27 protein-coding genes are annotated in these 26174 nt (G+C 39.4%); 5 read left to right on the top strand and 22 right to left on the bottom strand.

The features are described 5' to 3' along the window. Nucleotides 1–14: 14 nt before the first annotated feature. The 4 genes from LC040_13105 to LC040_13120 form a co-directional block, all read right to left on the bottom strand. Nucleotides 15–671, bottom strand: coding sequence for a DUF4247 domain-containing protein (locus LC040_13105; GenBank protein ID WLR50208.1), 657 nt, complete (start codon nucleotides 669–671; stop codon nucleotides 15–17). A 34-nt stretch (nucleotides 672–705) separates the two neighbouring features. After that, complete coding sequence (locus LC040_13110; protein WLR50209.1) at nucleotides 706–1374, bottom strand: PspA/IM30 family protein; 669 nt, start codon at nucleotides 1372–1374, stop codon at nucleotides 706–708. Between the two features lie 21 nt (nucleotides 1375–1395). Continuing rightward, nucleotides 1396–1902, bottom strand: a complete 507-nt coding sequence (locus LC040_13115; GenBank protein ID WLR50210.1) for a DUF4178 domain-containing protein — start codon at nucleotides 1900–1902, stop codon at nucleotides 1396–1398. A gap of 132 nt (nucleotides 1903–2034) precedes the next feature. Continuing rightward, on the bottom strand, nucleotides 2035–2190 hold the full coding sequence (locus LC040_13120) for a hypothetical protein (GenBank protein WLR50211.1): 156 nt from the start codon (nucleotides 2188–2190) through the stop codon (nucleotides 2035–2037). 112 nt (nucleotides 2191–2302) lie between these two features. On the opposite strand from LC040_13120, the gene LC040_13125 reads away from it, so the two are divergent. Beyond that, nucleotides 2303–2749, top strand: coding sequence for a universal stress protein (locus tag LC040_13125; GenBank protein ID WLR50212.1), 447 nt, complete (start codon nucleotides 2303–2305; stop codon nucleotides 2747–2749). A gap of 25 nt (nucleotides 2750–2774) precedes the next feature. Here the strand turns inward: LC040_13125 and argH are convergent, their stop codons facing one another. Next, nucleotides 2775–4151 carry an argininosuccinate lyase gene (gene argH, locus LC040_13130; GenBank protein WLR50213.1) on the bottom strand — a complete coding sequence of 459 codons (1377 nt, stop codon included), beginning with the start codon at nucleotides 4149–4151 and terminating at the stop codon, nucleotides 2775–2777. Next, nucleotides 4148–5359: an argininosuccinate synthase gene (locus LC040_13135; GenBank protein ID WLR50214.1), complete on the bottom strand. Its 1212-nt coding sequence runs from the start codon at nucleotides 5357–5359 to the stop codon at nucleotides 4148–4150. The genes argH and LC040_13135 overlap by 4 nt, the downstream gene beginning before the upstream one ends. Nucleotides 5360–5661: 302 nt before the next feature. Between LC040_13135 and LC040_13140 the strand changes: the two genes are divergently transcribed. After that, nucleotides 5662–5976 (top strand): hypothetical protein, encoded by a 315-nt coding sequence (locus LC040_13140; protein WLR50215.1) that lies wholly within the window; start codon nucleotides 5662–5664, stop codon nucleotides 5974–5976. A gap of 40 nt (nucleotides 5977–6016) precedes the next feature. On the opposite strand, the gene LC040_13145 is transcribed toward LC040_13140, so the two are convergent. The 8 genes from LC040_13145 to sppA all read right to left on the bottom strand — a co-directional run bounded on the left by LC040_13145 (nucleotide 6017) and on the right by sppA (nucleotide 12975). After that, nucleotides 6017–6865, bottom strand: coding sequence for an EcsC family protein (locus tag LC040_13145; protein ID WLR50216.1), 849 nt, complete (start codon nucleotides 6863–6865; stop codon nucleotides 6017–6019). 118 nt (nucleotides 6866–6983) lie between these two features. Next, nucleotides 6984–8174, bottom strand: coding sequence for an acetate kinase (locus tag LC040_13150; GenBank protein ID WLR50217.1), 1191 nt, complete (start codon nucleotides 8172–8174; stop codon nucleotides 6984–6986). Nucleotides 8175–8538: 364 nt separating this feature from the next. After that, on the bottom strand, nucleotides 8539–9528 hold the full coding sequence (locus LC040_13155) for a class I SAM-dependent methyltransferase (GenBank protein WLR50218.1): 990 nt from the start codon (nucleotides 9526–9528) through the stop codon (nucleotides 8539–8541). A 132-nt stretch (nucleotides 9529–9660) separates the two neighbouring features. Next, nucleotides 9661–10161, bottom strand: a complete 501-nt coding sequence (gene tpx, locus LC040_13160) for a thiol peroxidase (GenBank protein WLR50219.1) — start codon at nucleotides 10159–10161, stop codon at nucleotides 9661–9663. Nucleotides 10162–10274: 113 nt separating this feature from the next. Continuing rightward, nucleotides 10275–10727 (bottom strand): GerW family sporulation protein, encoded by a 453-nt coding sequence (gene ytfJ, locus LC040_13165; protein ID WLR50220.1) that lies wholly within the window; start codon nucleotides 10725–10727, stop codon nucleotides 10275–10277. Then, the gene (locus LC040_13170; protein WLR50221.1) at nucleotides 10663–11373 is read right to left on the bottom strand and encodes a DUF2953 domain-containing protein; all 711 of its coding nucleotides are present in this window, start codon (nucleotides 11371–11373) and stop codon (nucleotides 10663–10665) included. Before LC040_13170 ends, ytfJ begins: the two co-directional genes overlap by 65 nt. An 89-nt stretch (nucleotides 11374–11462) precedes the next feature. Beyond that, nucleotides 11463–11951 carry an RDD family protein gene (locus tag LC040_13175; GenBank protein ID WLR50222.1) on the bottom strand — a complete coding sequence of 163 codons (489 nt, stop codon included), beginning with the start codon at nucleotides 11949–11951 and terminating at the stop codon, nucleotides 11463–11465. Between the two features lie 16 nt (nucleotides 11952–11967). Next, a complete protein-coding gene (gene sppA / locus LC040_13180; GenBank protein WLR50223.1) occupies nucleotides 11968–12975 on the bottom strand; it encodes a signal peptide peptidase SppA in 1008 nt (335 codons plus the stop codon). A gap of 194 nt (nucleotides 12976–13169) precedes the next feature. On the opposite strand from sppA, the gene LC040_13185 reads away from it, so the two are divergent. Continuing rightward, the gene (locus LC040_13185; GenBank protein WLR50224.1) at nucleotides 13170–13967 is read left to right on the top strand and encodes an NAD kinase; all 798 of its coding nucleotides are present in this window, start codon (nucleotides 13170–13172) and stop codon (nucleotides 13965–13967) included. A 45-nt stretch (nucleotides 13968–14012) separates the two neighbouring features. Here the strand turns inward: LC040_13185 and LC040_13190 are convergent, their stop codons facing one another. The 6 genes from LC040_13190 to LC040_13215 all read right to left on the bottom strand — a co-directional run bounded on the left by LC040_13190 (nucleotide 14013) and on the right by LC040_13215 (nucleotide 21211). Continuing rightward, nucleotides 14013–15608 carry an amidohydrolase gene (locus LC040_13190; protein WLR50225.1) on the bottom strand — a complete coding sequence of 532 codons (1596 nt, stop codon included), beginning with the start codon at nucleotides 15606–15608 and terminating at the stop codon, nucleotides 14013–14015. A gap of 147 nt (nucleotides 15609–15755) precedes the next feature. Further along, nucleotides 15756–17336 carry an acyl--CoA ligase gene (locus LC040_13195; GenBank protein ID WLR50226.1) on the bottom strand — a complete coding sequence of 527 codons (1581 nt, stop codon included), beginning with the start codon at nucleotides 17334–17336 and terminating at the stop codon, nucleotides 15756–15758. A 559-nt stretch (nucleotides 17337–17895) separates the two neighbouring features. Then, complete coding sequence (gene tnpA, locus LC040_13200; GenBank protein WLR53289.1) at nucleotides 17896–18357, bottom strand: IS200/IS605 family transposase; 462 nt, start codon at nucleotides 18355–18357, stop codon at nucleotides 17896–17898. 203 nt (nucleotides 18358–18560) lie between these two features. Then, nucleotides 18561–18764 carry an alpha/beta-type small acid-soluble spore protein gene (locus LC040_13205; GenBank protein WLR50227.1) on the bottom strand — a complete coding sequence of 68 codons (204 nt, stop codon included), beginning with the start codon at nucleotides 18762–18764 and terminating at the stop codon, nucleotides 18561–18563. 96 nt (nucleotides 18765–18860) lie between these two features. Beyond that, nucleotides 18861–20072 carry a tRNA uracil 4-sulfurtransferase ThiI gene (gene thiI / locus LC040_13210; protein ID WLR53290.1) on the bottom strand — a complete coding sequence of 404 codons (1212 nt, stop codon included), beginning with the start codon at nucleotides 20070–20072 and terminating at the stop codon, nucleotides 18861–18863. Beyond that, nucleotides 20066–21211: a cysteine desulfurase family protein gene (locus tag LC040_13215; GenBank protein WLR50228.1), complete on the bottom strand. Its 1146-nt coding sequence runs from the start codon at nucleotides 21209–21211 to the stop codon at nucleotides 20066–20068. Before LC040_13215 ends, thiI begins: the two co-directional genes overlap by 7 nt. Nucleotides 21212–21642: 431 nt before the next feature. Here LC040_13215 and brnQ point away from each other — a divergent pair, with 431 nt between their 5' ends. Then, a complete protein-coding gene (gene brnQ / locus LC040_13220) occupies nucleotides 21643–23001 on the top strand; it encodes a branched-chain amino acid transport system II carrier protein (protein ID WLR50229.1) in 1359 nt (452 codons plus the stop codon). Between the two features lie 50 nt (nucleotides 23002–23051). Here the strand turns inward: brnQ and LC040_13225 are convergent, their stop codons facing one another. Both LC040_13225 and ezrA read right to left on the bottom strand, forming a co-directional pair. Continuing rightward, on the bottom strand, nucleotides 23052–23381 hold the full coding sequence (locus LC040_13225; protein WLR50230.1) for a hypothetical protein: 330 nt from the start codon (nucleotides 23379–23381) through the stop codon (nucleotides 23052–23054). Further along, nucleotides 23378–25096: a septation ring formation regulator EzrA gene (gene ezrA / locus LC040_13230; protein ID WLR50231.1), complete on the bottom strand. Its 1719-nt coding sequence runs from the start codon at nucleotides 25094–25096 to the stop codon at nucleotides 23378–23380. The genes LC040_13225 and ezrA overlap by 4 nt, the downstream gene beginning before the upstream one ends. A 266-nt stretch (nucleotides 25097–25362) precedes the next feature. Between ezrA and hisJ the strand changes: the two genes are divergently transcribed. Next, nucleotides 25363–26172, top strand: a complete 810-nt coding sequence (gene hisJ, locus LC040_13235; protein ID WLR50232.1) for a histidinol-phosphatase HisJ — start codon at nucleotides 25363–25365, stop codon at nucleotides 26170–26172. The last annotated feature ends 2 nt before the right edge of the window (nucleotides 26173–26174 follow it).

The raw sequence follows: 26174 nt of genomic DNA on the forward strand, positions 1-26174 counted from the left end.
TCCCTCACTTTCAGTTATTTCCCTGCACCTGGCCCTCCACCTCTGACGGATGATGAATAACCACGGAAACTTGGTTTTTTGCTCGGACCAATGTAACTGCCTCCTGTTGTGCTATAACCACGATAACAGTTATTATTTGCCTCATAGCAACGTTTTTTCTGCCTTTTTCCCCAATCATCCACATCCAACACTTCATCTAAAAACCACAGCACAAACAAGCCATCAAAGAAGCTAGGAGAAAAATTATCACGAACAAATGGATATTCAGCAAGCTCAACCATCGTGTTTGCTGGCTCGTTTTCATCCTGTGTCAATATGACAAAAAGACGTGGATTATCATAGATTAAAACTTGTTTGTCATTTTGACGCTCACTTATTTCACGTGGTACAGCCTGTTCTTGAAGCTCAGTTGCAACTTGGTCAATTGATTTATCAGTTGCGCGATACACTTTTGAAACATCATTATTATTGACACTACTATTAATGATTTCCACAAATTCATAATTCTTATCAACATATTGGAGGAGGGCGCTTTGCTGCTCCTTTACACTTTGCCCTGAACTATCGAACAACTCTGGTTCGGACTGCTCAACAACATTCTCATTCCCACCGCATGCTGCTACAAAAACAAGCATAAGAGAGGCCATAAGTATACCTAATTTCCTCAACATTCTCTCACCTCTTTTCCAAAAAGAAGGGGAAAGCCTATTCTTTCCCCAGTTTCTTCTTTAATGCTGCTAACTCTTTGTCAACATCACTTTCACCTAAGGCATCAAATTCATCATCAAGTGAACGGCTTGAAGACTTCATATCATCGCTTGTTTCTGCTTCTGCTTCATACTGAAGTACCTTCTCTTCCATTCGTTCAAAGCCACGGCGTGATTCTTCTCCCCCGATGCTCGACATCGTACGGTTCATCTTCGTACGTGTTTTTGCTGATTCTGCTCGTGCTTTAAGCGAATCCTTCTTCAGCTTCATCTGCTGATATTCTGCTTTCATTTCTTCAAGCTTTTTACGCAGTTCACCAGCATCTGCACTTGCACGCTCATAGGCTTCTTGGAGCTGTTCCATGTTACGCTGTTGGTCTTTCTTATCTTCTAGTGCACGGCGAGCTAAATCCTCATTCCCAGCATCAAGTGCTTTTAACGCTTGTGCTTCTCTCTTTTCAACAAGCGCTTTAGCGTCCGCATGCTTTTTCTCAAGCATCTTTTCATTTGCAATCTGCTTTGCAACAGCTGTTTCTGCTTCACGAATATCCGCTTCCATCTCGCGCATATATTGTTCGAGCATTTTGACCGGGTCTTCTGCTTTATCCAATGCTGCATTCAACTCTGAACCTACAACTGTTTTTAAACGTCTAAAAAATTGAAACATCTTAATTCCTCCTTCTTTTCATTAGCTTCCTGCTAGAATTTTCACTTCCATCTCCTCAATTTCAAAACCATAGCTTACTTCAACTTCAGAACCCCACACTTCTACAGAAAGAAATTGTTCTTCTTCATCATCACAGTAATCATAATACTGAATTGTCATACCACTAACATTTCTACCGCGGCCTTCGCCGCGAACATTAGCAGTTCCTTTTTCGTCTAAATAATAAGTAACACCATCATACTCCAATTTTTCAGGCAGTGGTGTTGTGAGCTTCAAATTAGCATGTTTATAGATGCATAGTTCAAGCTGATCATCCATTTCAGCACTTAACCAAATTGTCTCGTTCGTGCCTTGAAGCTGATAAGCAAACCACTGAAAGCCGTGATCATTGTAGGAAAGTGTTCCAACTACTTGATAATCCACTAAATCATACGTTACAATATCGCCAACTTTTATGTTAAAGACATTTCGCTCCTCAACCTTCGGAACTTCTTTTTCTTTTTGAAACAAGCGTTTGAACAAGCTCACGATCACACCTCTTTCTACTTTGATCCCTTTCTATATGTATTAACGAAAGAATGACGCAAAAGTTTCATAATCTATTCATTTTCCATGATAAAAGCAGGCACCTCGATTATTAGAAGTACCTGCTTCACTGGCTTAACGAAGTGAATTTCGTTCCTTATCTTCATCTATTTGCTCTACTACACCGCTTTGGTAAGCTTCTGTAATTTGATTAAATACTTCTTTCTCACCAGCTTCATCATATGAGACGGCTTGTTGTTGAAACTTTAGCTCTTCTTGTTTCTTTCGCATACATTCACCCCCTTTAAGGAGTTGTAGAAAAATTTTAACAACTTGCTTATGAAAGAAATGTTTCCCATGTTATACTAAAATAAATACAGGTAATCAAAGGGAGGAACGAATTATGAGCCTTACTTATAACAACATTTTAATTGCGGTTGACGGTTCCAAAGAAGCTGATAAAGCCTTTTACAAAGCAATTGATATTGCAAAACGAAATGATGCGCACCTTATCATTACTCATATCGTTGACACACGTACATACGCTACTGTTGAAGCATATGACAGCACAATTGTAGAACGCGCTGAAAAACACGCTGAGGACCTTTTGAAAGAATACAAGCTAGAAGCATCTGAAAGCGGTCTTTCTCATGTAAGTACGGTAATCGAATACGGTTCTCCGAAAGTAAAAATTTCAAAAGATATTGCCCCGAAACACAATGTAGACTTAATTATTTGTGGAGCTCACGGCTTAAATGCGGTAGAACGATTCTTCATCGGTAGTGTTTCCGAACACATTACCCGCTATGCAAAATGTGACGTATTGATCGTCCGCTCTCAAGCTGAATAAAACTATAAAAAAGACGTTGGCAACATTAGTTTGCCAACGTCTTTTTTGCATTTTCAATTGCCTGAGTAACTTGCGCAAAGCCTGTGCCGCCAAGGCTTTCACGGCGTTTTACAACCGTTTCTGGCTCAAGCACCTCATAAATGTCTTTTTCGAATAATTCAGAGGCATTTTTGTACTCTTCGAATGAAAGATCGAGCAGGTAACAGCCTTGCTGAATACATGTCAGTACAAGCTTACCGACAACTTCATGGGCATCACGGAAAGGCATTCCCTTTGATGCAAGGTAATCTGCCAATTCAGTTGCATTGGAGAAATCACTGCGAACTGCTTTTTCCATCACATCCGTACGAACGGTCATCGTATCAATCATGCCAGCAAAGATTTTCAACGAACCTTTTACTGTTTTCACAGCATCAAACATACCTTCTTTGTCTTCCTGCATATCTTTGTTATATGCAAGCGGCGTCCCTTTCAAGACAGTTAACAGTCCGAACAAGCTGCCGTAGACACGCCCTGTCTTCCCGCGAATTAACTCCGCCATATCCGGGTTCTTCTTCTGAGGCATAATGCTGCTGCCAGTTGAGAAGGTATCATCCATCTCAATGAATTTGAATTCCTCACTTGACCATAGAATCAACTCTTCACAAAAGCGAGACATATGCATCATCATGATAGAAGCACTTGATAAGAACTCAAGAATAAAGTCACGGTCACTTACCGCATCCATACTGTTCTGATAAACACCGTCGAACCCTAGCAATTCCGCACTGTATTCACGATCAATCGGGAAAGTCGTGCCTGCAAGTGCACCAGCACCTAACGGCGAAACATTAATACGCTTTAACGCTTCACTCATACGCTCGCGGTCGCGCTGGAACTTCCAGAAATACGCCATTAAGTGGTGTCCAAATGAAACAGGCTGAGCGCGCTGCAAATGCGTATAACCTGGAATAATTGTTTCTACGTGCTGTTCTGCTTTATTAACTAACACCTCTTGTAGTGTATGTACACCTTCAAGGATTTCATTTACTTGCTTGCGTAAATAGAGGTGCATATCTGTTGCAACTTGGTCATTACGACTTCTACCTGTATGAAGCTTTCCACCGACAGGACCAACTTCATCAATAAGCATTTTTTCAAGGTTTAAGTGAATATCCTCATAGGAAACGGAGTATTCAAGCTTTCCGTTCTTTGCTTTTTCAAGCAGTGTGTGGAGGCCGCCTTTGATTGTATCCGCTTCTTCGTCTGTAAGAATGCCGCATTTTGCAAGCATTGTTACGTGTGCAAGACTTCCTTCTATATCTTCTTCAACTAATTGCTGGTCGAATGGGATCGACGCATTGAATTCGTCGACCCATTCTTCAGCAGTTTTTTGAAAGCGTCCACCCCAGAGTTTTTTCACACTGTCACCTTCTTCGTTTCCTTGTTCACCATGCTGTGTACTTGCGTTGGAAGACCCCAAAGCTTCGTAAAGCCAACCGCCGCATTATGGTCAAATTCATCATCAGATGTATATGTTGCAAGCTTCTCATTGTAAAGAGAATAATCAGATTTACGTCCTTCAACGATTGCATGCCCTTTGAATAGTTTCACACGAACTTTACCTGTTACTGTCTTTTGTGTTTCTTTCAAGAATGCATATAGGGCATCATTTAATGGAGAGAACCAAAGACCGTTGTAGATCACTTCTTCAAACTTTAATTCAACTGTTGGTTTAAAGTGTGCTGTTTCACGCGGTAGTGTTAAGTCTTCAAGCTCTTTATGTGCCTTAATTAATGTAATTGCAGCTGGGCACTCGTATACTTCACGAGACTTAATCCCAACAAGGCGGTTCTCAACGTGATCAATGCGGCCCACACCATGGTTTCCAGCAATTTTATTTAACTTTAAGATTAGTTCGTGGAATTCATAAGATTCACCATTCAATGCAACTGGTTTTCCTTGTTCGAAATCAATTTCAATAATTTCAGGTGTATCTGGCGCATCTTCAATTGAATTTGTAATATCATAAGCATCTTCTGGAGGTGTTGCCCACGGATCTTCTAAGATTCCGCACTCATTTGCACGTCCCCAAAGGTTTTGGTCAATTGAATATGGGCTGTCTAGCTTGATTGGTACTGGAATATCATGCTTCTTCGCATATTCGATCTCTTCCTCACGTGACCAGCTCCACTCACGTACCGGAGCGACCACTTGTAAGTCTGGGTTAAGCGCTGCAAACGAAACTTCAAAACGAACTTGGTCATTTCCTTTTCCTGTACAGCCATGTGCAACTGCAATTGCACCTTCTTCTTCAGCTACTTCCACTAGTTTCTTCGCAATCAATGGACGAGACAACGCTGAAACTAATGGATATTTGTTTTCATACATTGTGTTTGCTTGAAGTGCCGGAAGAACGAAGTCTTCAGCAAATTCTTTCTTTGCATCAATCACAACAGATTTAATAGCACCGACTGTTAATGCTTTTTCTTTAATAAAATCAAGGTCTTTTCCTTCGCCTACATCTAAGCAAACCGCAATCACATCATACCCTTGCTGTTCTAACCATTTAATTGCTACAGATGTATCTAATCCGCCTGAATATGCTAATACCACTTTTTCTTTCGCCATGTTAAATGCCTCCTGTTTATTGTATAAAGATACTCTTAGTTTAATATTTATTCATACTATGCAAAAAAATGAATGAGGCGATAATGACGCGGAAAAAAGAACTGTCATCACCCTCAAACTCTTGTCTTCGATTTGATATTTAATACTCTAACAACTTTCTTATTATTTTTCAATAGTTATACAGAAAAAAGTATAAAAATAAATTTTGATGCTAAAAAACTGCCACACAAAGCATTTTTCATAGTGTGTACGATAATGATAGTATATAATGTAGGAACTTCACGTCGATATGAGGGGGAACTATGAGAGACTACTTTATTTATGATGAACGACTCGGAATTGAATTGCCAATGTTAGAGGAAGAGTGGAGTGCTTATACAGAACAAACACAACAAACCATTCTTTCACACTGGGAAAAAGTACGCGGAAAAATTCCTGACCGCATCGCTGATATCGAAGTCATTATCAATCGAAAGCAAGCAGCACTTAATATAGAAGAAGACTTCGATACTTCCTGTCGTCTTAATTCAGAAATCTCTGACCTTGCATCTGTCATTAACGACCTCTGGATTTGGTACCGCACGAATGAAGACGTTACAGAAAAAGTTCATGCATAGACACAAGCCCCGACCACTTATAATTGTCGGGGCTTGTATTTTAATCTGATTGCTTTTGTTCTTTTTCTTGTAAATAGCGTAGTTGATAGAAGTGATGTGCAAATTCTGTTACTTGGCGTGAGAGCTGATAATTCATACTCGCACCAAGTGCCATACCTAGTAGTGGAATGCCTTGGATTAGTTTTTTGCGGAAGGTGAGGATAAATAAAGCTTTCAACAGCTGCTTTAACGGTTGGTCGAACCATGTTTCATCTGTCAATTCACCATCACCTGCATACAGATAGGTCTCTTCTTCCGCTTCTTTTAAATCTTCCTTCAAGTTCTCCCAGCCTGCTCCCCGCATTCGTTTCGGAAGTGCGGCCATATGAAAGACTTTTAATGAGGTCATCATTTCGAAAGGCTTGCTAACTTCATAGCCATATGTCATCGCAATCGTCTGCACAGCTTTTAGATTTAAGATAGCCATCATCGGCAAGTCTAAGCCTAGCGTTAACAACCCGCCGCTACCACTCACACCCCCTTGTGCAAAAGATAAAAGCCTTTGCTTTGCAATCCTTTGTTCTGATAAATAGAGGATTTGCGGCAACGTGAGCTCTTTCATCCCTTCAATTGAGTCAATCTCTTCATTAAAAATCCGCGCATCTGTAATAATACGATTTCGTTCATCGCTCTGCATCTGCGTGTTTTGAATAAACGCATGCATATGAAAAAGCCACGTATCCATCCTTGCAAAGAATCGCTGCTTCACAGATTCCTCAATTTTATTAAACCCAGAAACAAGCCATTTATCATATGTACGTTCAAAGTCGGTCGGTTCATACGTATGCAAACTTTCTTCCCAGCGTGATAATTCATTTAGAATTTCATTTTCTGTCTTCGTCCACTGCACATGCTGCACCTCCACCAATTCATTTTCTTGTACTTCATTTTAGCTGTTTTTTAGTTTACTTTCCAATCCAAACAAAAAAGTCCTTGTGCATTTTTCACACAAAGACTTTTAAATCAGATTAATTTGAAAGCTTCACTGTATCGCGAGCAATCATGACTTCTTCATTTGTTGGGATGACAATAACTTTTACAGGTGAATGAGGATAGCTGATGAACGCTTCTTTTCCACGTAATCCTTCATTCAATGTTTGATCCCAATAAACGCCCATAAACTCAAGACCTTTTAAGACGCGAGCGCGTACGACATCACTGTTTTCACCAACACCAGCTGTAAAGATAATCGCATCAACACCGCTCATACGTGCTGCATATGAACCGATGTATTTGTGAATACGGTTTGCGAATACTTCTAAGGCAAGTTGTGCACGTTCGTTTCCTTGAGCAGCTTTAGACTCAATGTCACGAAGATCACTAGAAAAGCCAGAAACAGCAAGCATACCACTTTTCTTATTTAAGATGTCAATTACTTCTGCAGCTGATTTCCCTGTCTTCTCCATGATAAATGGAATTAACGCTGGATCAATATTACCTGAGCGTGTACCCATTGTTACCCCTGCAAGCGGAGTAAAGCCCATAGATGTATCGATGGAACGTCCGCCATCAATTGCAGCAATACTTGCACCGTTACCTAGATGGCATGAAAGTAAGCGAAGTTGTTCAACCGGACGCCCTAGAATTTCAGCGGCGCGTTGTGACACATATTTATGAGATGTCCCGTGGAAACCATATTTACGAATACCATAATCTTTATAGTACTCATATGGCAGGCTGTATAAATAAGAATTCTCTGGCATTGTTTGGTGGAATGCTGTATCAAATACTGCTACATGTGGAACATTTGGTAAAATTTCTTTAAATGAACGTACACCGACAAGGTTGGCAGGGTTATGAAGTGGGGCAAGCTCTGAAAGCTCATCAATTTTCTTTTCCACTTCTTCTGTAATTAATACAGAATGATTGAACTCTTCACCGCCATGAACAACACGGTGACCAACACCATCGATTTCATCGAACGATTTAATAATGTTATGAGCAAGTAACTTTTCAAGTAATAACTTTACCGCAACAGAATGGTCGCCAATATCCGTTACAATCTCGTGCTTTTCTCCATCAACTGAAATGCTAAAAATAGCATCCTGCAAACCAATGCGCTCTACAAGACCTTTAGTCAATACAGTTTCGGAAGGCATGTCAAACAACTGAAATTTCAAAGAGGAACTGCCAGCATTAATCGCCAATACTTTAGTCATAAGAAGACATCTCCTTCTGTGTTAAACAAAATATTAAATCTATATAACAGATATCATGAAATAGTAAATAATCAACAATAATAAAGCGTAACCGAAGATATCCTGTAATAATAGAATAAACTAATACAACTAATACAGATTGTGTTTTACCTTATCTATTTAAACATTCAAACGCCTGCTTTTCAAGCAAAAATACTAAATGATAACGCTTACTCCGAAATTCCTTATTTTCTGAATTGGGGCATTTTTTATTATATACATTCCGCGCTATTATGACCTTTGCAATGCTCTGTTATTTTGTTTTCCACCAAAATAACTAAAACACACACATTTTTTAATAAATGTGTGTGTTTACTCGATCATTCTATTTTTGAATTTGGTTATCAAACCACTCGTCTATTTGCTGGATAATACTTTGCATCGCTCGCTTATTTGAGAAGCTCGGTAGTTCTGCAACCATTGCTTGCTTTGGTACTGCGACACCTTCGCCTTTCTTACGAATGATAAAGATACTTTTTCCGAACTTTTCTTCTTTAAACATTGTGAGCGGAAGTTGAAGGACTCCATAAATCACTGCTTCTTCCTTCAAAAAGGCATTCAATTTTGATGCTTCTTCACTTTCAAATAAGAAGTTAGGAATTAGGAAAATAAGGTAGCCGCCTTCTTTTGTATATTTTAAGCTCTGTTCAATAAATAAATGATGGGCATAGGAATGACCTTCATCTGCTTTAAGCTTATAACTAGAGGCGGTTACATCATCAGGATAATACCCGACAGGTAAATCACATGTAACAACATCAACTGGGTCAACAAGCAGCGGCTGTAATGAATCTTGATTAAACAATTCCACCGGCTGTTGTTGTAGATTTGCATTTGCATATGCAAGCTTTACTAATGTCTCATCAACTTCTACTCCGTAAGCAGTTGCTTCTTTCGTTAATTGATTTAACACTGCTGTTACTAAATTCGCCGTTCCGATTGCCGGGTCTAATAAGGAAAGATTTTGCTTGTTTTCTATTACTTTATTTACAATGTAGCCGATAAATAAAGCAACAGCATCAGGGGTCATCATATGGTTTGGCTGTACCGCTTGCTTCATTCCTTTTAACACGGAAAGCTGAAATGCCTTTCGCACATCTTCCTTTGCAAACTCTTCAAGTTTAATGGTGTCATAATGCTTTTGCAGTCGTTTTTTAACTAATTCTGAAACATCGTGAACAATTGTTTGTTGAAAAATATTTTCGCCTGTTTCTGCCAACGCCTCTAAATACGAGATACTTAATTCGTTTTCAAGTATGTTAGCAGTTTCCGAAAATACTTCAAACAATTTTTCCATCTTTGAAAATTGATTCATCTATTTTGCCTCCTGCACCCAATTCATAATTAAAGCCAAGCAAAATTCTATCAGAAACTTGGGAGATAGTGAACTTTTCTACTTATACAAAAACCCCGGCAGTTTTTGCCGGGGTTCTTAAGAAGTTAAAACTTACTCAGCTTTTTTAGCTGCTTCAAGTGCACTGTCGTAATCTGGATGGTCTGTTGCTTCTTTCACGTACTCTACATATGTAACTTCGTCATTGCTGTTTACAACAAATACAGCACGAGTCAACAGGCGAAGCTCTTGAATCGCAACACCGTACGCCTCACCGAAAGAAAGGTCACGATGATCAGAAAGTGTTTGAACGTTTTCAATGCCGTTCGCTCCACACCAGCGCTTTTGCGCGAATGGAAGATCTACACTAACTGTCAGTACTTTTACGTTACCAAGCTTGTCTGCTTCTTCATTGAAACGGCGTGTTTGTGCATCACACACTCCAGTATCAAGAGATGGAACAACACTGATTAAGCGTACTTGGCCTTTTGTATCGTCAAGTGTCACTTCAGAAAGGTCATTTGCTAGAACTGTGAAATTTGGTGCTTTGTCTCCAACGTTTACTTCATTACCAAGAAGTGTTACAGGATTACCTTTGAATGTTACGTTTGCCATTAATAAAGCCCTCCTTAATTATTCACGATACTCACACTTGCTATCATAAATAAGCTGAGAAAGAATTTCAACTATTCTCTCTTCTCATGCCTGATAAAGAAAAGCCGCTAATCTTAAATTGGCGGCTCATTGTCGTAGCGTTCTTCTTTTTTAGAATAATTATTGGAATGATTATCATTCTTCCCATTTAACAGGTTTTGAATTTTTTCAACAACTTGGGGTGCTAAATCAATTAACTTGTCATACAAATGGACACTATCATTTAGCGGCACCATTCGAACACCAGTTTTACCTACAATTAAGAAAGCAATCGGTGTAATTGAAACGCCGCCCCCGCTTCCTCCTCCAAATGGGTGAGAAGGTGATGTTCCACCATATTGACTTTGACGGTCACTGTAAAACTCACTGCCACCTGCAGCAAACCCGAAACCTACTTTCGAAACACTAAGAATGATACTGCCATCAGGCGTTTCGACAGGATCACCGATAATTGTGTTAACGTCAATCATTTCTTTCAAGTTTTCCATTGCTGTCGTCATCAAGCCTTGAATCGGATGTTCTGACATGCTCTTCTCCTCCTATGTCAACATTCTTCCAATACTTCAAGATACGAAATCCCGCGCCTATAGCATGCCACACCCGAAATGAAAACATACATATCAGCTCTGTCCTAGAAAAAAGTTCTTGAAAATGAGGAGTAATCTGCAAAACAGGCTGGACATTCAAACGCATATAATGAGCCAGCAAACCAATAATACCGCCTTTTAAAGACCATAAAGCACCTGAAAATGTCCCTGTTGTTGCGGCATCTCCTGTACCAAAAGCAGAATGCCACTCAAACTTTCGAACCGTTACATGAGTTAAAAACCGTTTAACAATCACATGTAAATTAATAATATGTTCAATATAATCTTTTACTTTTTGAATTTGATTGAGAATTTCAGTAGGGGTAATTTTACGTTCTTTTTCTTTCGCAGTTTGTTTCCCTTCACCTGTTTTTGTCTCTTCTTCTATAACAATTGAAGCAGAATCATCAGATATTTTTAAGAGCGGTATTTCAGTTGTATAAGAAAGTATGCCCCAGGCCTTTATTGTAACTCGTATAAAGTCATTATCCTGCGCATGCAGAACATGAACGGTTATTGAAATTTTTGTCCATAATATGATTGAGAGAAGAATAATGATTCCCGCAGCAATCCATGCCCACCACATTTTTTACACTCCTTCTGCCTCCATCATTTCCCACGCAGAAAAAAATAAACCTGCCGTATTCAAAAACGACAGGTTTCATTACTGTTCAATTAGGAGCGATCATGAATCACATACGTATCCGCTATCTTATCATGCCAAGCCTGCTTTCTCCCGGAAACAGCTGCAGCAAGATAGCCGACAAAGAAAAGCGTCTTTGAAATAAACTTTCCGACAACTTCACGAAAAATAACAGTCGCCCAGGACGGTCTTTGCCCTTCTAAATTAACCACCTTCAAACCGAAAACCATCTTGCCAACCGTTTGTTGAAAAAACTTCGTCATAAGTACAAAGTAAACAAAGCCGATAATCGTTGTCGCAATGGCGGCAGGAGCAAACATGAAAGATTGATCTACTGGCGTTTCAGTCAGATGAAACACTGGGTAGACAAGCAAGCGATGTAAACTGCCTACCACAATTAAATCAACGATAAAGGCCCACAAACGCATCCAAAAACCTGCATACCATACATCAAGCACAGGCTTTTGATAAGAAGGCTTGTCATCGACTTGATGCTGCTCATTTTTAATCGTTGTATCCATTAATGTTCCCCCCTTATTATTTTGTATAAAGATACATAAGCCGAGGAGCATTCGGTTGACTGAACATACGAAGCAACTCGATTTCTGATTTGCTGCTCATCATCGATTCTGCAGAAGCTGCCAAGAATGAAGGAAGACCAAAGTTCTCTTCATATTGGACCACTTTTACATTTCCAAGCTTCTCATCTTTTCGAAGCGCGCTAATCGTATCATCAAAGTAACCAAAGCTGTCAATTAAGCCTAACTTTTTCGCTTGTCTTCCATCGTATATCCGCCCATCTGCAATCTTTCGTACTTCCTCTTCTGACATACTTCTTCCTTTTGCAATGACATCAACAAATCCTTCATAAGAGTTATCTACCATCGATTGCAAGATTTTTCGTTCCTCTTCACTCATATCACGATACGGTGAGAAAATATCTTTATATTTTCCACTTTTAATGGTTTCGAATTCAATCCCTAGCTCATCTGCTAGTTCAGCATAATTCATTCCTTGCATAATAACCCCTAAGGAACCTGTTAATGTTTCAGGGCTTGCATAGATTTTGTCAGCAGGAGTTGAGATATAATACCCTCCTGAGGCAGCCATTGAGCCCATTGACACATAGAGAGGCTTGTCATACTGCTTTTTGAATTTCGTTAATTTATCATGAATTTCTGCACTTTCTACAACACCACCGCCCGGTGAATTGACGCGCAGAATTACACCTTTTACACTTTTGTCTTCTCCTGCATGTTCAATCATTCGCAAAAACTTTCGATGGTTGTAGCCAGGAGCGGAAAACATCCCTTGGACATTACCTGTATCCTGAATCGTTCCATTTACATTTAATACAACTATTTTCCCTTGCTTTGTACCAGGTTCAACCACCTTCTCAGTAAATTCTTCTCCTTGTGCATTTAAGAAATTACCTTCCAGCGCTTTAAACTGGTCGGCTTTATTTGCAGTAGCAAAGTCCACCACCCAGGACCCAATAAATAAAAGAACGGCTGCAAGCAAAGCAAGCCACCTTTTTTTACTCACGCAAAAGCACTCCTTTCAAGTATCAATAAATGGGATCTCACGTATTATACGGAAGAAAGCACAAAGAAGTTTCATAGCATACGATACGGTTCGTCAAAGTTTTTTACATGTTTCATAAAGCTTTTCTAGAAAATCTTTGATACACTATTAGATAAAGGAAAATGAATGATGACTTACAGCTAAGGAGGATTTTCATGCCAAATCGCAGAAATATCTTTTTCTTCTACCAAAACAACCAATGTAAAGATGACGTTGATAACTTAAAGCAGCTTGCACACCAGTATAATTTTAACGTTGTGGAAGATTCCACAGACGCCAACATTATCGTTAGTGTCGGTGGGGACAGCACCTTCTTACAGGCTGTAAGAAAGACTGGCTTTAGACAAGACTGCTTATATACAGGCATTTCGGCTGACAACACATCTTATTTCTATTGTGACTTCTATATTAAAGATACAAAAAAAATGATTGAAGCGATGACAAACGAACAAATTGAAGTACGCCGCTATCCAACTATAAATGTAACAGTTGATGATAAAGTGTCCTTTAATTGCTTAAATGAATGTACAATCCGTTCCTCGGTTATTAAAACATTTGTGATGGATGTTTGCATTGATGATTTGCAATTTGAAACATTCCGTGGAGATGGTTTAGTAATCGCGACACCAACAGGAAGCACAGCCTATAACAAGTCTGTCAACGGTGCAGTTGTCGACCCGATGCTTCCATGCATGCAAGTCAGCGAACTCGCTTCATTAAATAATAACCGTTACCGTACACTTGGTTCATCCTTCATCTTAAGTGGTAACCGTAAGCTTTCTTTAAGTATTGTTCAAGACGGTAACGACTACCCGGTCATTGGGATGGATAATGAAGCATTGAGCATTCAACATATTAACAAAATCGACTTTGAACTTAGCGATAAAATCGTCAAAACCGTAAAGCTAAAAGACAACTCCTTCTGGCAAAAGGTCCAGCGCACATTTTTATAGATATCGTGGTTTACGAAAAGAACTTGGCATTGCGCCAAGTTCTTTTCATTTATCTTCGTACATGACATCGCCATCAACAACCGTCATTTTTACGTTCGTTTGTAAAATATCTCGATACTGAATTTGAAATAGGTCTTGGTCTAAGACTGTAAAATCTGCGACATATCCTTCTTTAATTAAACCTCTTTCATGTTCTCTGTTAATAGCATAGGCACTGCCTATTGTAAAAAGCTGAACCGCTTCAAACATCGTTAAGCACTGCTCTTGCCCATACGTATGCCACGGTGTATCAGGATGAGCACGGGTGACAGAGGCAAAGATTCCAAGCAACGGATCAGCCTCTTCAATCGGTGCATCTGACCCTCCTGCACAATGAATACCTTCTGTTAAAAGTGTTCGCCATGCATATGAGTAAGTCATTCGGTGTTCTCCGAGGCGCTCAATTACCCACGGAAAATCCGAGGAAGTAAAGGTCGGCTGTATATCAAAAATAACAGGCATCTTCTTTGCCTTTTCAATTAAATCTGGGCGCATAATTTGAGCATGAATCAAACGGTCTCTACCGCTGTTAACTGGTGGGAACTTCTCCATTGCGGCAAGGGCGTATTCCGCTGCTAGATCACCTATCGCATGGATTGCAACATTCATTTCAAACTTCCTTGCCTGCTGTACTAACTGCTCGAGCTTTTCAACAGTATGAATCGCCATACCTGATGCTTCTGGCACATCATTATATGGTTTACTTAAAAGTGCAGTTCTTCCACCAAGGGCACCATCAGAAAAGATTTTCATCGCACCAAATTCAACAAATTCGTTCTGCATTTCCTGAATCTCTCTATCCTCATTAAACTCCTCAACAACCCCATGGTGAACAAGTAGATGGGCTCGATATTTAACTTGCTCGCCATCAATAACATGAAAGAAGCTTTCTGCAGTACGTTTAAAGCCCCCATAGTAGTTCAGATCCTCTGTATGTGAGCCGACGAGCCCCATCCGTAGCAAATCTTCCACTGATACCTGAAGAGCCCGCTGCAGCTCTTCCGTACTGATTTCGGGAATAACAGCTTTGACAAGCTCCTGTGCTTGGTCTAGTAAATACCCAGTCGACTGGTCGTCAACATCCCGAACAATGACCCCACCTGATGGATTTGGAGTATCTTTCGTAATGCCAGCCAGTTCTAACGCTTTCGTGTTTGCTAAAATGGCGTGGCGACATACCCTTGTTAACATCATCGGATTTTGAGGTGCAATCTCATCTAATTCAAGGCGATGAAAAATTTTTCGATCAGGAAACACATTTTCATTCCAACCTTCACCAATAATCCATTCACCTTCATTTGTTTCCGCTACCTTCTGCACAAGAGCTTCCTTCATTTCTTGAGATGATTGATATTTTGATAAGTCTAAGCGAATTAACTTCTCGCCATGCCCTATTAAATGCATATGACTATCTACAAACCCCGGATACATCACATTACCCTTTAAATTTACCTCATCCGTTATTTCAGATTGATAAGTTTCTTTCAACTCATTATATGAGCCCATTGCTTTAATGAAGCCGTCTTCTGTGAATACAGCTTCGACCGTTTCCCCTTCTTTACTCATTGTATAAATGACACCATTATGCCACAATTTCCCCACATTAATTCTCCTCACTTTAACTAATAAAAGTAACACTAACGTAACACACTCTTTTCGCTTATTCAAAAGCTTTACAAAGCGAGGGGTCTAACCTTCTTCTCCTATAGAAAAGCCCTCGAGCATATGCTCAAGGGCTTTGTTTTAAAATTAAGCTTTTTGTGCCATTTCTTTTTGGCGAAGTTCAACGCGGCGGATTTTACCTGACGTTGTTTTCGGTAATTCCTCTACAAATTCAACTTTACGTGGATATTTGTAAGGTGCCGTTAAATCTTTAACATGGTCTTGAAGCTGTTTAACATATCCTTCTGCATTCGAGTCAACGCCTTCTTTCAAAACGATGAAGGCTTTAACAACATTACCACGAACTTCATCAGGACTTCCAACAACCGCACACTCTTTAACATCAGGGTGCTTTACAAGAGCATCTTCTACTTCAAATGGTCCAATTGTATAACCAGAACTGATGATAATATCATCACCACGGCCTTCAAACCAGAAGTAACCATCTTCGTCTTTACTCGCTTTATCACCTGTTACATAGTAATCACCGCGATATTGCATTGCAGTACGTTCAGGATCTTTATAGTAATGCTTGAATAACGCAGGTGTATCTTTATGAACAGCGATGTCACCTACTTCACCAGCAGCAACTGGATCGCCATCTTCATTAATGATTTCAACAAGGTTACCTGGCGTCGGTTTACCCATTGAACCTGGTTTTACTTCCATTCCTTCAAGAACACCTACAAGTAGCGTATTTTCCGTTTGACCATAACCATCACGAACAGTAACGTTGAAATGATTTCTGAATGTGTCAATAACTTCACGGTTCAATGGCTCACCTGCTGATACAGCACTTTTTAATTCTGGAAGCTTGTACTCATCAAGGTTATCAACCTTTGCCATTACACGATACTCTGTTGGTGTACAACAAAGAACATTAACTTTATTATCTTGAAGAAGCTGTAAGTATTTATTTGCTTCAAACTTACCATTATAAACAAAACCTGTTGCACCAGAACCTAGTACAGAAAGGAAAGGACTCCAAATCCATTTCTGCCAACCAGGTGCAGCTGTTGCCCAAACCTTATCACCTTGATCGATGTTCAACCAGCCTTTTGCTGCAGTGCGTAAGTGAGCGAAAGCCCAACCATGTGTGTGTACAACACCTTTTGGATTTCCTGTTGTACCAGAAGTATAAGATAAGAACGCCATATCATCACGTTTTGTATCCGCTTTCTCTAATTCGCCACTTTCTTTAGCCATTAATTCGTCAAGACTATACCAGCCTTCAGCACTTCCGCCAACGACGTATTTATTAGGCAAGTCCATGTCAGTTAACTCATTAAATTCAGGGACGAATGGCTCATAACTAATAACACCTTTGATTTCCCCATGATTAATACGGTAACGAAGGTCTTTAGCACGAAGCATTTCCGATCCAGGGCTTACGACAATCCCTGCTTTAATACAACCAACATATACTGCATATGCTTCAACAAGGCGTGGGATAACAATAATCGCTTTATCGCCTTTTTTAAGACCTGTATTTAATAAAGCGTTTCCAATTTTGTTCGCTTTCTCCATCAAATCAGCATAAGTAAGCTCTTCTTTATTTCCCTCGCTGTCCTGCCAAACAATCGCCTTGTTTTCAGGATTAGCAGCAAAACGTTCAACTTCCTCCACTAGGTTGTAATTCTCTGGTGCAATCATCTCAGCTTTATTCATATATTCTCCCCCTATAAATTATTCACCGTTAAACTTCATTGAGCAACCGCTCACTTTTAGCACAAAAATCATCTAACGGCTATTGTACTATTTTTATTATACAAAAAAATATAAATTTTTTAAATATTCTTTTTGGTTTTTTGAAATATTTTCTTCGCCCAAGTCAAAATTCTGTCGAATATCCGAAAAGCGGAGAAAGGCGTTTAGGCTGTGAGATTGCTGGAACCTTTACACAGAGAGGCGCTCTTTGCCTCGGAGTGGAAAGGTGAAGCAACTCGCGCAGCCTGCCTTTCGCAGCTAGACATATCCGAAAAGCGGAGGCGGCTAGATCAAAGGAACGCTGGCTAGAAACGTCACGTCCTGTGCGTCGAAAGCGAAGGAAGGCGTTTAGGCTGTGCGATTGCTGGAACCTTTTCCAGCACACATAATCAAAACCACCAGTGTGAACTGGTGGTTTGCTCTGCGGCTGAAAGCCTCTTTTACCGGCCTCGGCCTTAAAGGCCCACTGAAAGGGTTTCCCTTATGCACCACATTCACTCACCAATTCTAAAGAATTTCCTTATTTTTTCTTATTTCTTTGTCCTGTGAACGGATCAAACTCTTCGAACAATGTTAACTGGTCAGCTCGATAGTCTTCCACCAGCTGATTTCGAATGTAGTCTTGTATTCGCTTCTTGTTTCGACCCACCGTATCAACATAAAAGCCTCTACACCAAAATTTCCGGTTTCCATATCGGTATTTTAAATTGGCATGTCGATCGAAAATCATGAGACTGCTCTTCCCTTTCAAGTAACCCATGAATTGAGACACACTCAATTTAGGTGGGATACTAACTAACATATGAATGTGGTCCGGACAGGCATTGGCTTCATGGATCACCACACCTTTTCGTTCACATAGATCCCGGATAATTTGTCCAATACTCTTTTTATATTTTCCATAAATAATCTGTCTTCTGTACTTTGGCGCAAACACAATGTGATACTTACAATTCCATGTTGTGTGTGCTAAACTATTCATGTCCTTCAAGGGGCATTCCTCCTTCTATGGCGAGATAAAGTGGTCGGGAAACCAACTTTATCTTACCATGAAGGGGGATTTTTTTATTACCACGCTATAAGCTATCTAGAACCCCCGGCATAGCCAGGGGTTTTCTAAACCATTAAAAAAACCCTTTCCAGGAAATCCTGAAAAGGGCTTAGCCATGATTATATAGTTGTGGACTACTTTTGTTGGTAACCACCCATTTGTTGTTCAGCCATTTGAACTAGACGCTTTGTGATCTCACCACCAACAGAACCGTTAGCGCGTGCAGTAGCATCTGGACCAAGTTGAACACCAAATTCTTGAGCGATTTCATATTTCATTTGGTCGATTGCTTGTTGTACACCAGGTACAACTAGTTGGTTTGTATTTCCTTGTGCCATGTTGTTTCACCTCCTTTGGTGTTCATATAATGTGATAAAAGAGGTGAAACCATTCATGGAAAGTCTATGGTAATTGTTTCATATTTATTTTGTTATTTATAACAACTCACCAAACTGTTCTTCTACTTCATCTACTGTAGTTATTTCAAGTACTTCTGTTCGCTCAACAACATCCTGAACCAATTTCTCAATGTCGAGTGATTGTTCATATTTATTAATATTTGCTCGCTTTGGTTTTGTCTTCGGTGCTGATGGTAGAAAAATGGTACAGCAGTCTTCATACGGGCGAATTGAAATCTCATACGTATCAATTTTTTTGGCAATATCAATAATATCAAGCTTATCCATTGCCATTAAAGGACGCAAAATCGGAAAATTCGTCACTTCATTAATAGCATGCATGCTTTCTAACGTTTGACTTGCAACTTGACCAACACTTTCACCAGTCGCAATCGCAAGGGCATTATTCTTCACAGCTAATTGCTCTGTAATACGCAGCATCATTCTTCGTAACGCAGTCATTGAATAGTTGTCTGGCACTTCACGGTGAAGTGTTTGCTGTAATTCTGTAAAAGGCACAACATGCAAGCGCACCTTTCCTGAATAACGTGTTAATTTCTTTGCAAGATCAATGACTTTTTGTTTGGCGCGTTCACTTGTATAAGGCGGGCTGTGAAAGTGGACAGCTTCAATCCGCACACCACGCTTCATCGTTAAATAACCTGCAACAGGACTATCAATTCCACCTGATAGCATTAACATTGCCTTTCCACTTGTTCCAACAGGCAAGCCACCTGCACCTTGCTCCTTCAAGCATGTGATATAACAACCATCTTGAAGAACTTCAACACGCACCATAATATCAGGGTTATGAACATCTACAGAAAGCCCTTCGACATTCTTTAGAAGGTGACCACCAATTTCATGGTTTAAGGCTTGTGAGCGGACAGGGAATTGTTTATCTGTGCGCTTTGATTCAACTTTAAACGTCATATTCGGCTCTTTCATTGCTTCGCGCAGAGCTACTAAAGCACCTTGTCGAATTTCATCGATTTCTTTTTCAGTACGCAAACCTAGGCTTAACGATTGAATCCCAAAAATTTCTTTAAGTCGGTCCATAACCGCCCTGTAATCTTCACCATTTAATTCAATGAACATTCGGTCATGTGTTTTACGAATTTTTAAATTGCGAAACTCTTTCAGTGCCTGCTTCACATTAGACTTTAACTGACTTGTAAATTTCGAACGATTTTTTCTTTTTAACGCCATTTCTCCATAACGAACAAGTATATGGTTATAATTCATGATGATGACCCCATTATTCTTTGTAATTTTGGTAATACCGCACGCAAAGCATTCAAAAATAGCTCAACCTCTTCTTTTGTCGTTTCAAACGACATACTCAGACGAATTGCACTTACAGCTCGTTCCTCACCAAGCCCAGCAGCCATTATTACCTTGCTGGCATCAGCATGTTTTGAAGAACATGCTGATTTTGTTGAAACGTATACGTTGTATTCTTCTAATGAATGAATTAATACTTCAGGCTTCACGCCTAATGCAGAGAAATTAACAATGTGTGGAGCACTATTATTACGTGGTGTGTTAACAACAACACCGTTTATTTCCTCTAATTCCTTTTGTAATTCTCCTTTTAGCTCTTCAAGCTTCTGAATACCTGATGGCATTCTTTCAAACCCGAGCCTGAGTGCCTTTGTAACAGCTACAATTGCTGGTAAATTTTCCGTTCCTGCCCTCACTTGCATTTCTTGAATGCCTCCTGTAAATAAAGGAGAAAGTGTGACGCCTTCACGTACATATAAGAGGCCGGAGCCTTTTACACCATGAACTTTATGTCCGCTCATCGTGCATAGATCAACATCTTTTAACAATAACGGCACTTTTGTCAGACCTTGCACATTATCAACATGAAAGAAAATTTTCGGATAGTCTTTCAAAATTGCTGCTACCTCTTCAATTGGCTGAACCGTTCCCATTTCATTATTCACATGAATCATGGAAACAAGAATCGTATCATCTCGCAAAGCCTCCTGCACATCTTGGGAAGAAACTTTTCCTTCTTCATTTACAGGTAAAAAAGTCACCTCAAAACCTAACTTTTCTAGTTGCTTAAAACTTTGATCCACTGAAGGGTGTTCAATCGTTGTCGTAATCAAATGTTTACCGCGTGATTGATGTTCCAAAGCAATTCCTTTAATAGCAATGTTGTTCCCTTCCGTCCCGCCGGATGTAAATACTAATTCTGTCGGCTTAACACCGATAAGTTCTGCACATCTTTTCCGAGACTGTGTAAGCAGACGCTCTGTTTCACCACCTAATCCATGGATCGATGATGGATTAGCAAAATATTTATGAGCAACTGTATGATATGTCTTCAACACTTCAGGATATGGCTGTGTTGTCGCACTATTATCCAAATAAATCATAAGCAAATCTCCCTGCGTGGCATTTTTTGCAACTAATAATCTTACCATAACTCACGAAAATTAGAAACAGTTATAAGTGATCATAAATGATTCTATCTAATACTATTCATCACACAAAAATATAAAGGTCTTCTTTTTTCATTTCAACCTACTTGCACTACATTTGTCATGTGTAATTTTCATACAAAAGAACCAATATTATTTCCATAAAGTATTTTCTTAAAATTCTCTCATTAATCTTATAATCAAGAAAAAGAAAGAACCAGGGAGTATAAGCTTAATAATCATATATAATTAAATATTAAGAATTTATTTATTATTTAAACTTTTTTGTAATAAAACTTTTTGTAGGAAATTTGTGATATTATCTTATCGTGTTCTATGAGAGTTTTCACAATATTTAAACTAGGAAGCACAGGAGGATTTTTAATATGAAGGAATCAATTTCTGCTAAGCAAACATTTGTGATTGGCCTTATGCTTTTCGCTCTTTTCCTCGGAGCTGGAAATATGATTTTCCCACCAGCATTAGGACAAGCAGCTGGGACTAACGTTTGGCTGGCAACGTTCGGGTTTCTAATCACAGGTGTCGGCTTACCACTGCTGGGGGTTACTGCAATCGCTTTCACAGGTGACCTTGGTTCATTATCAAAACGCGTTCATCCACTATTTGGAGCCATTTTCCCAATCGTCATGTATTTAGCAATCGGCCCTCTTTTCGGAATTCCGAGAACAGGTACAGTTGCTTTTGAAATCGGGGTTACACCATTCTTGCCTGAAAGCATGAATGCAACAGGGATGCCGCTTTTTATTTATACAATTATCTTCTTTGGCATTACGTTTTTACTTGCTTTAAATCCATCTAAGCTTGTAGACCGTATTGGTAAAGTACTGACACCGCTTCTTGTTATCGTATTAGGAGCGCTTGTTATTAAAGCAATTGTAACACCAATGGGCAGCATTGCTGAACCAACTGAGGCATATGCATCTGGAGCATTTTTCAAAGGGTTTATCGACGGATACCTTACGATGGATACCATTGCTGCTTTAGTATTCGGAATTGTTGTTGTCTCTGCTATTAAAGATCAAGGCGTAACAGATAAGAAGATCCTTGCTCGTACGACGGTTAAAGCAGGCCTAATCGCTGCTACAGGCCTTGCGTTGGTTTATTTATCACTTGCATATCTTGGGGCGACAAGCATTAATGTTATTGGTGAAGCGAACAACGGTGGAGCTATTCTTTCTGGGGCAGCTACTCATCTATTTGGCTCTGCGGGTACGGCTGTACTTGGCCTTGCGATTACATTTGCATGCTTAACAACTTCTGTAGGTCTTGTATCTGCTACTGGAGAATATTTCACAAAAATTATGCCAAAGCTTTCTTATCCAGTTATTGTCGGAATCTTAAGTGTATTTAGCATGATCATTGCAAATGTTGGCTTAACGCAATTAATCACCATTTCTCTACCTGTTTTAATTGCTATTTACCCGTTAGCAATTGCATTAATCATTCTTTCCTTCATGCATAACTTCTTCAATGGTTATCGAGAAGTATATGCTGGCGGGATTATTGGCGCGGCATTGATTAGTGCATTAGATGGCTTGAGCACTGCTGGTGTAGATCTTACGAATTTGAACAACTCACTAGGAAGCTTTCTTCCATTATACAGCCAAGGTGTTGGTTGGCTTGTTCCAGCAATCATCGGTTCTATTGTCGGCTACATTTTTGCAAAGGTAAAAGGAAGTCCAAAACGAGCAACTGAATTCACTCGCTCTTCACATCAACATTAAGGAAAGTTTCTTACAAAAAACCTGCGGGATAAAAAATCCTGCAGGTTTTTTCATTGAATATTTAATACTTTCATTAACTCATCGATCGACATTGTCTGAGTATCGGTGTGACCTGCAACAAATTTTTTTGTAATGAATGGCTGGTTGGTTTTCTCTTCTGCTTTAAGGTCAGAAGGGGTTTCTGCGGGGGGCGGTTGCATTTCAACTTGGTTATTAAATGCTTCTTCTGGGATTTCTAAGCTTTTCAAAACCGTCATTCTACCTGAAGCAAGCATTCCATCGCCTACTGTCGAACGATCAGTTGTCAGGACTATTATAAACACCGCCCACACTATCAAACATATTGTTGCCATTACACCGAGAAGAATCTTCTTCATCATTCTTCCCCTTTAAGCAAAAGTTCCTTTTCATTTTTTTCTAACAACTGACTTACTTTCGAAAGGACATCTGGGTCCAGTTCCTGAAGTGAGCTTGCAGCGATCTCTAATGATTGCTCATACTGGCATGCACGGAAAGCTTCCTCAGCTTCAATCAATCGTGCCGCCACAAATGGATATTGACTTCTATACCTATTTCCGTATTGAATGACTTTCTCAGCTAACGCAGCTTGGTCTAGCATATGTGTGATCTCTTCATATACATTGTTAACTTTACCAACCGCCTCGTCAAGGTAGCGGCGAATTGAAGCCATGTCCAGTGGCTTTTCTTCAAGTTTTTCCTCAACTGCTTGAAGGCTATCATTGGCACTTGCTGTTTGCGACCAGAAATATTTCGGAACACCAGGCAGTGTACTCTTTCTCACAAGACGATTTACTTCTAACAACTTCTTATTCATTTCTCGAAGCTTTTCCCGGGCTTCAATTTCATCTTTTCGAAGAGTTTGAAGCATTTCTTGAATATCCTTATGTGTTTCTTTCATTTCGTTTACTTTCTTCGCAATTTCCTCTAAATCATGACGAAGTTTCGTTGCAGGCAGATCATTTTCTTCAATTCGATGACGAACTTCATAATATTTCTTCATCATATAATTTAAATCTTTCTCAAGCCGATGCTGCGTTTCTAAATCCTTCTCTGTTAAATGGTAAGACATTTGGACAAACATCGATTCTTCTTTTGTTGCAGCAACTTGTTCTTTCAAACGTTCCAAAACCGGCTCAAGAGTCGGTTCATCTTGAAGTACGATTTGCTTGGAAATCGCTTCTTTTTCAAGTGCATCATAAATTTGCTCAATATTTTCCTTCATATCTGCAATGTCATCTTTTACTTTCGCAATTTCGGCTTTCTCGACAAGCTTTTCATATTCTACTAATTGCTCTTCCATCTTCTCCAGCTCTTCTTCAACAGCGAGATGCGAAAGCACGTAATCCTGTTCCACCATTTCAATAAATCCAGAACGCAATTCTTGAATTTGGGAAGGAATATGGGTTTGACAATCTGTAAGAAGATTCGGAATTAACTTTGTCTTCTCATGCACATCTGTTAACCGCTCCTTGATTTCAAGCACAATTTCCCGGGCTTGAAAGTAATTGCCTTGTTCTGTCTCTGTTTCAACGTCTGTAAATCTCTTTTCTATTTCACCAAGTTGCGCTTCAATATGTTCTTCCGCTTTCCCAAACGTATGTCGTTCTGTTAACAATCTTTTCTTTAGCTGCTTAAACGTATAGCGCAATTCTTCATTATCTACACGATTCTGTTCTTCACTGCCAAGTAATTCTTGAAGCTCAGCTAAAAGTGTGTCAATCTGTTCGTCGATCCATTTCAACAAATCACTTGTCTCAGCATTTATTTTTTTCGCTTTGTTGTAGCGATATTTGTCTACTGCTTCTTCTGCATCGAACAGCATCTCTTCAGCTTTCGGAAGTTCCTGGGTCACAATTTCATCCCATGTTTTTCGCCAGCTTTCGAATTTCTCTTCTGCTTGACCGGTCAAATTCAAGGCCTTCACACGTGAAATTTCTTCTGTCACTGGCCGGTTCATTACTTCCATTTTCCACGCTTCAAGCCGTGAAACTTCATCATATATTCTTTTACGCATTATTAAGCTGTATGTAATTAAGCCAAGAAAAATAATGACAAGCCCGATCACATATTCCATACGATAGCACCCTTCTCATTCATGTTCTCTATCTATCTTCCTACCCCTTCTCTACATCAAGGGCCGTGCACACTGTTTTATTATGTAGAAATGCCTGTTACCCTGTATAATTGAAACGCGAGTCTTGAAAACCATATTAAAATAAGATTTAAATCCATTATGTATATATCGTTTAATGTTTTTATGATACCATGTATTCAATATTTATGACCAAATTTTTTCAAAAAAATTGACGAATCATTCTTTAGGAGTGGGAGGAAATCATTATGAAAATTGACGGACATATCCATACCCCATATTGTCCTCATGGAAGCAAAGATTCTTTCGAAGAATACATTGAACAAGCAATTAAACAAGACTTTAGTACGATCACTTTTACCGAACATGCTCCCCTTCCACCATCATTCGAAGATCCGACACCTGATAAAGACAGCAGTATGCCGTTCCAACAGTTAGAGAATTATCTTAAAACACTTACAGATTTAAAGAAGAAATACGCAAACGACATTCACATTCAGACCGGATTAGAAATTGATTTTATTGAAGGATTTGAGCAGGAAACGACTGATTTCTTACAAACCTATGGTCACTTATTAGACGACAGCATATTATCTGTCCACTTTCTAAAACAAAATGACCACTACTTCTGTTTAGACTTTAGTGATGACACCTTTCAAGAGATGATTCACTCTTTTGGTATTACAGCAAAAATCTATGAGGCATATTTTCATACAGTTAAGCAGTCAATTAAAGCAGATCTTGGTCCATACAAACCAAAGCGGATCGGACACATAACACTTGTGCATAAATTCCAAAAACGTTTCCCTTGCGACCTATCCTTTGAAAGAGAAACCACTGAACTGCTTCAGCTTGTTAAAAGCAATGGACTTGAACTGGACTACAATGCTGCTGGTTTAAGCAAGCCGCTCTGTGGAGAACCTTATCCAACGGAAAAATTAGTTAAACAAGCCGCTTCAATGGGGATTCCACTCGTATATGGTTCAGATGCACACCAAGCAAATGATGTTGGGCAACATTATCACCAATTGCAAAAGGTATTATTGGGACAAAGCTGAGA

This window comes from Bacillus tianshenii (assembly GCA_020524525.2).
Taxonomy (GTDB): Bacteria; Bacillota; Bacilli; order Bacillales; family Bacillaceae_N; genus Bacillus_AV.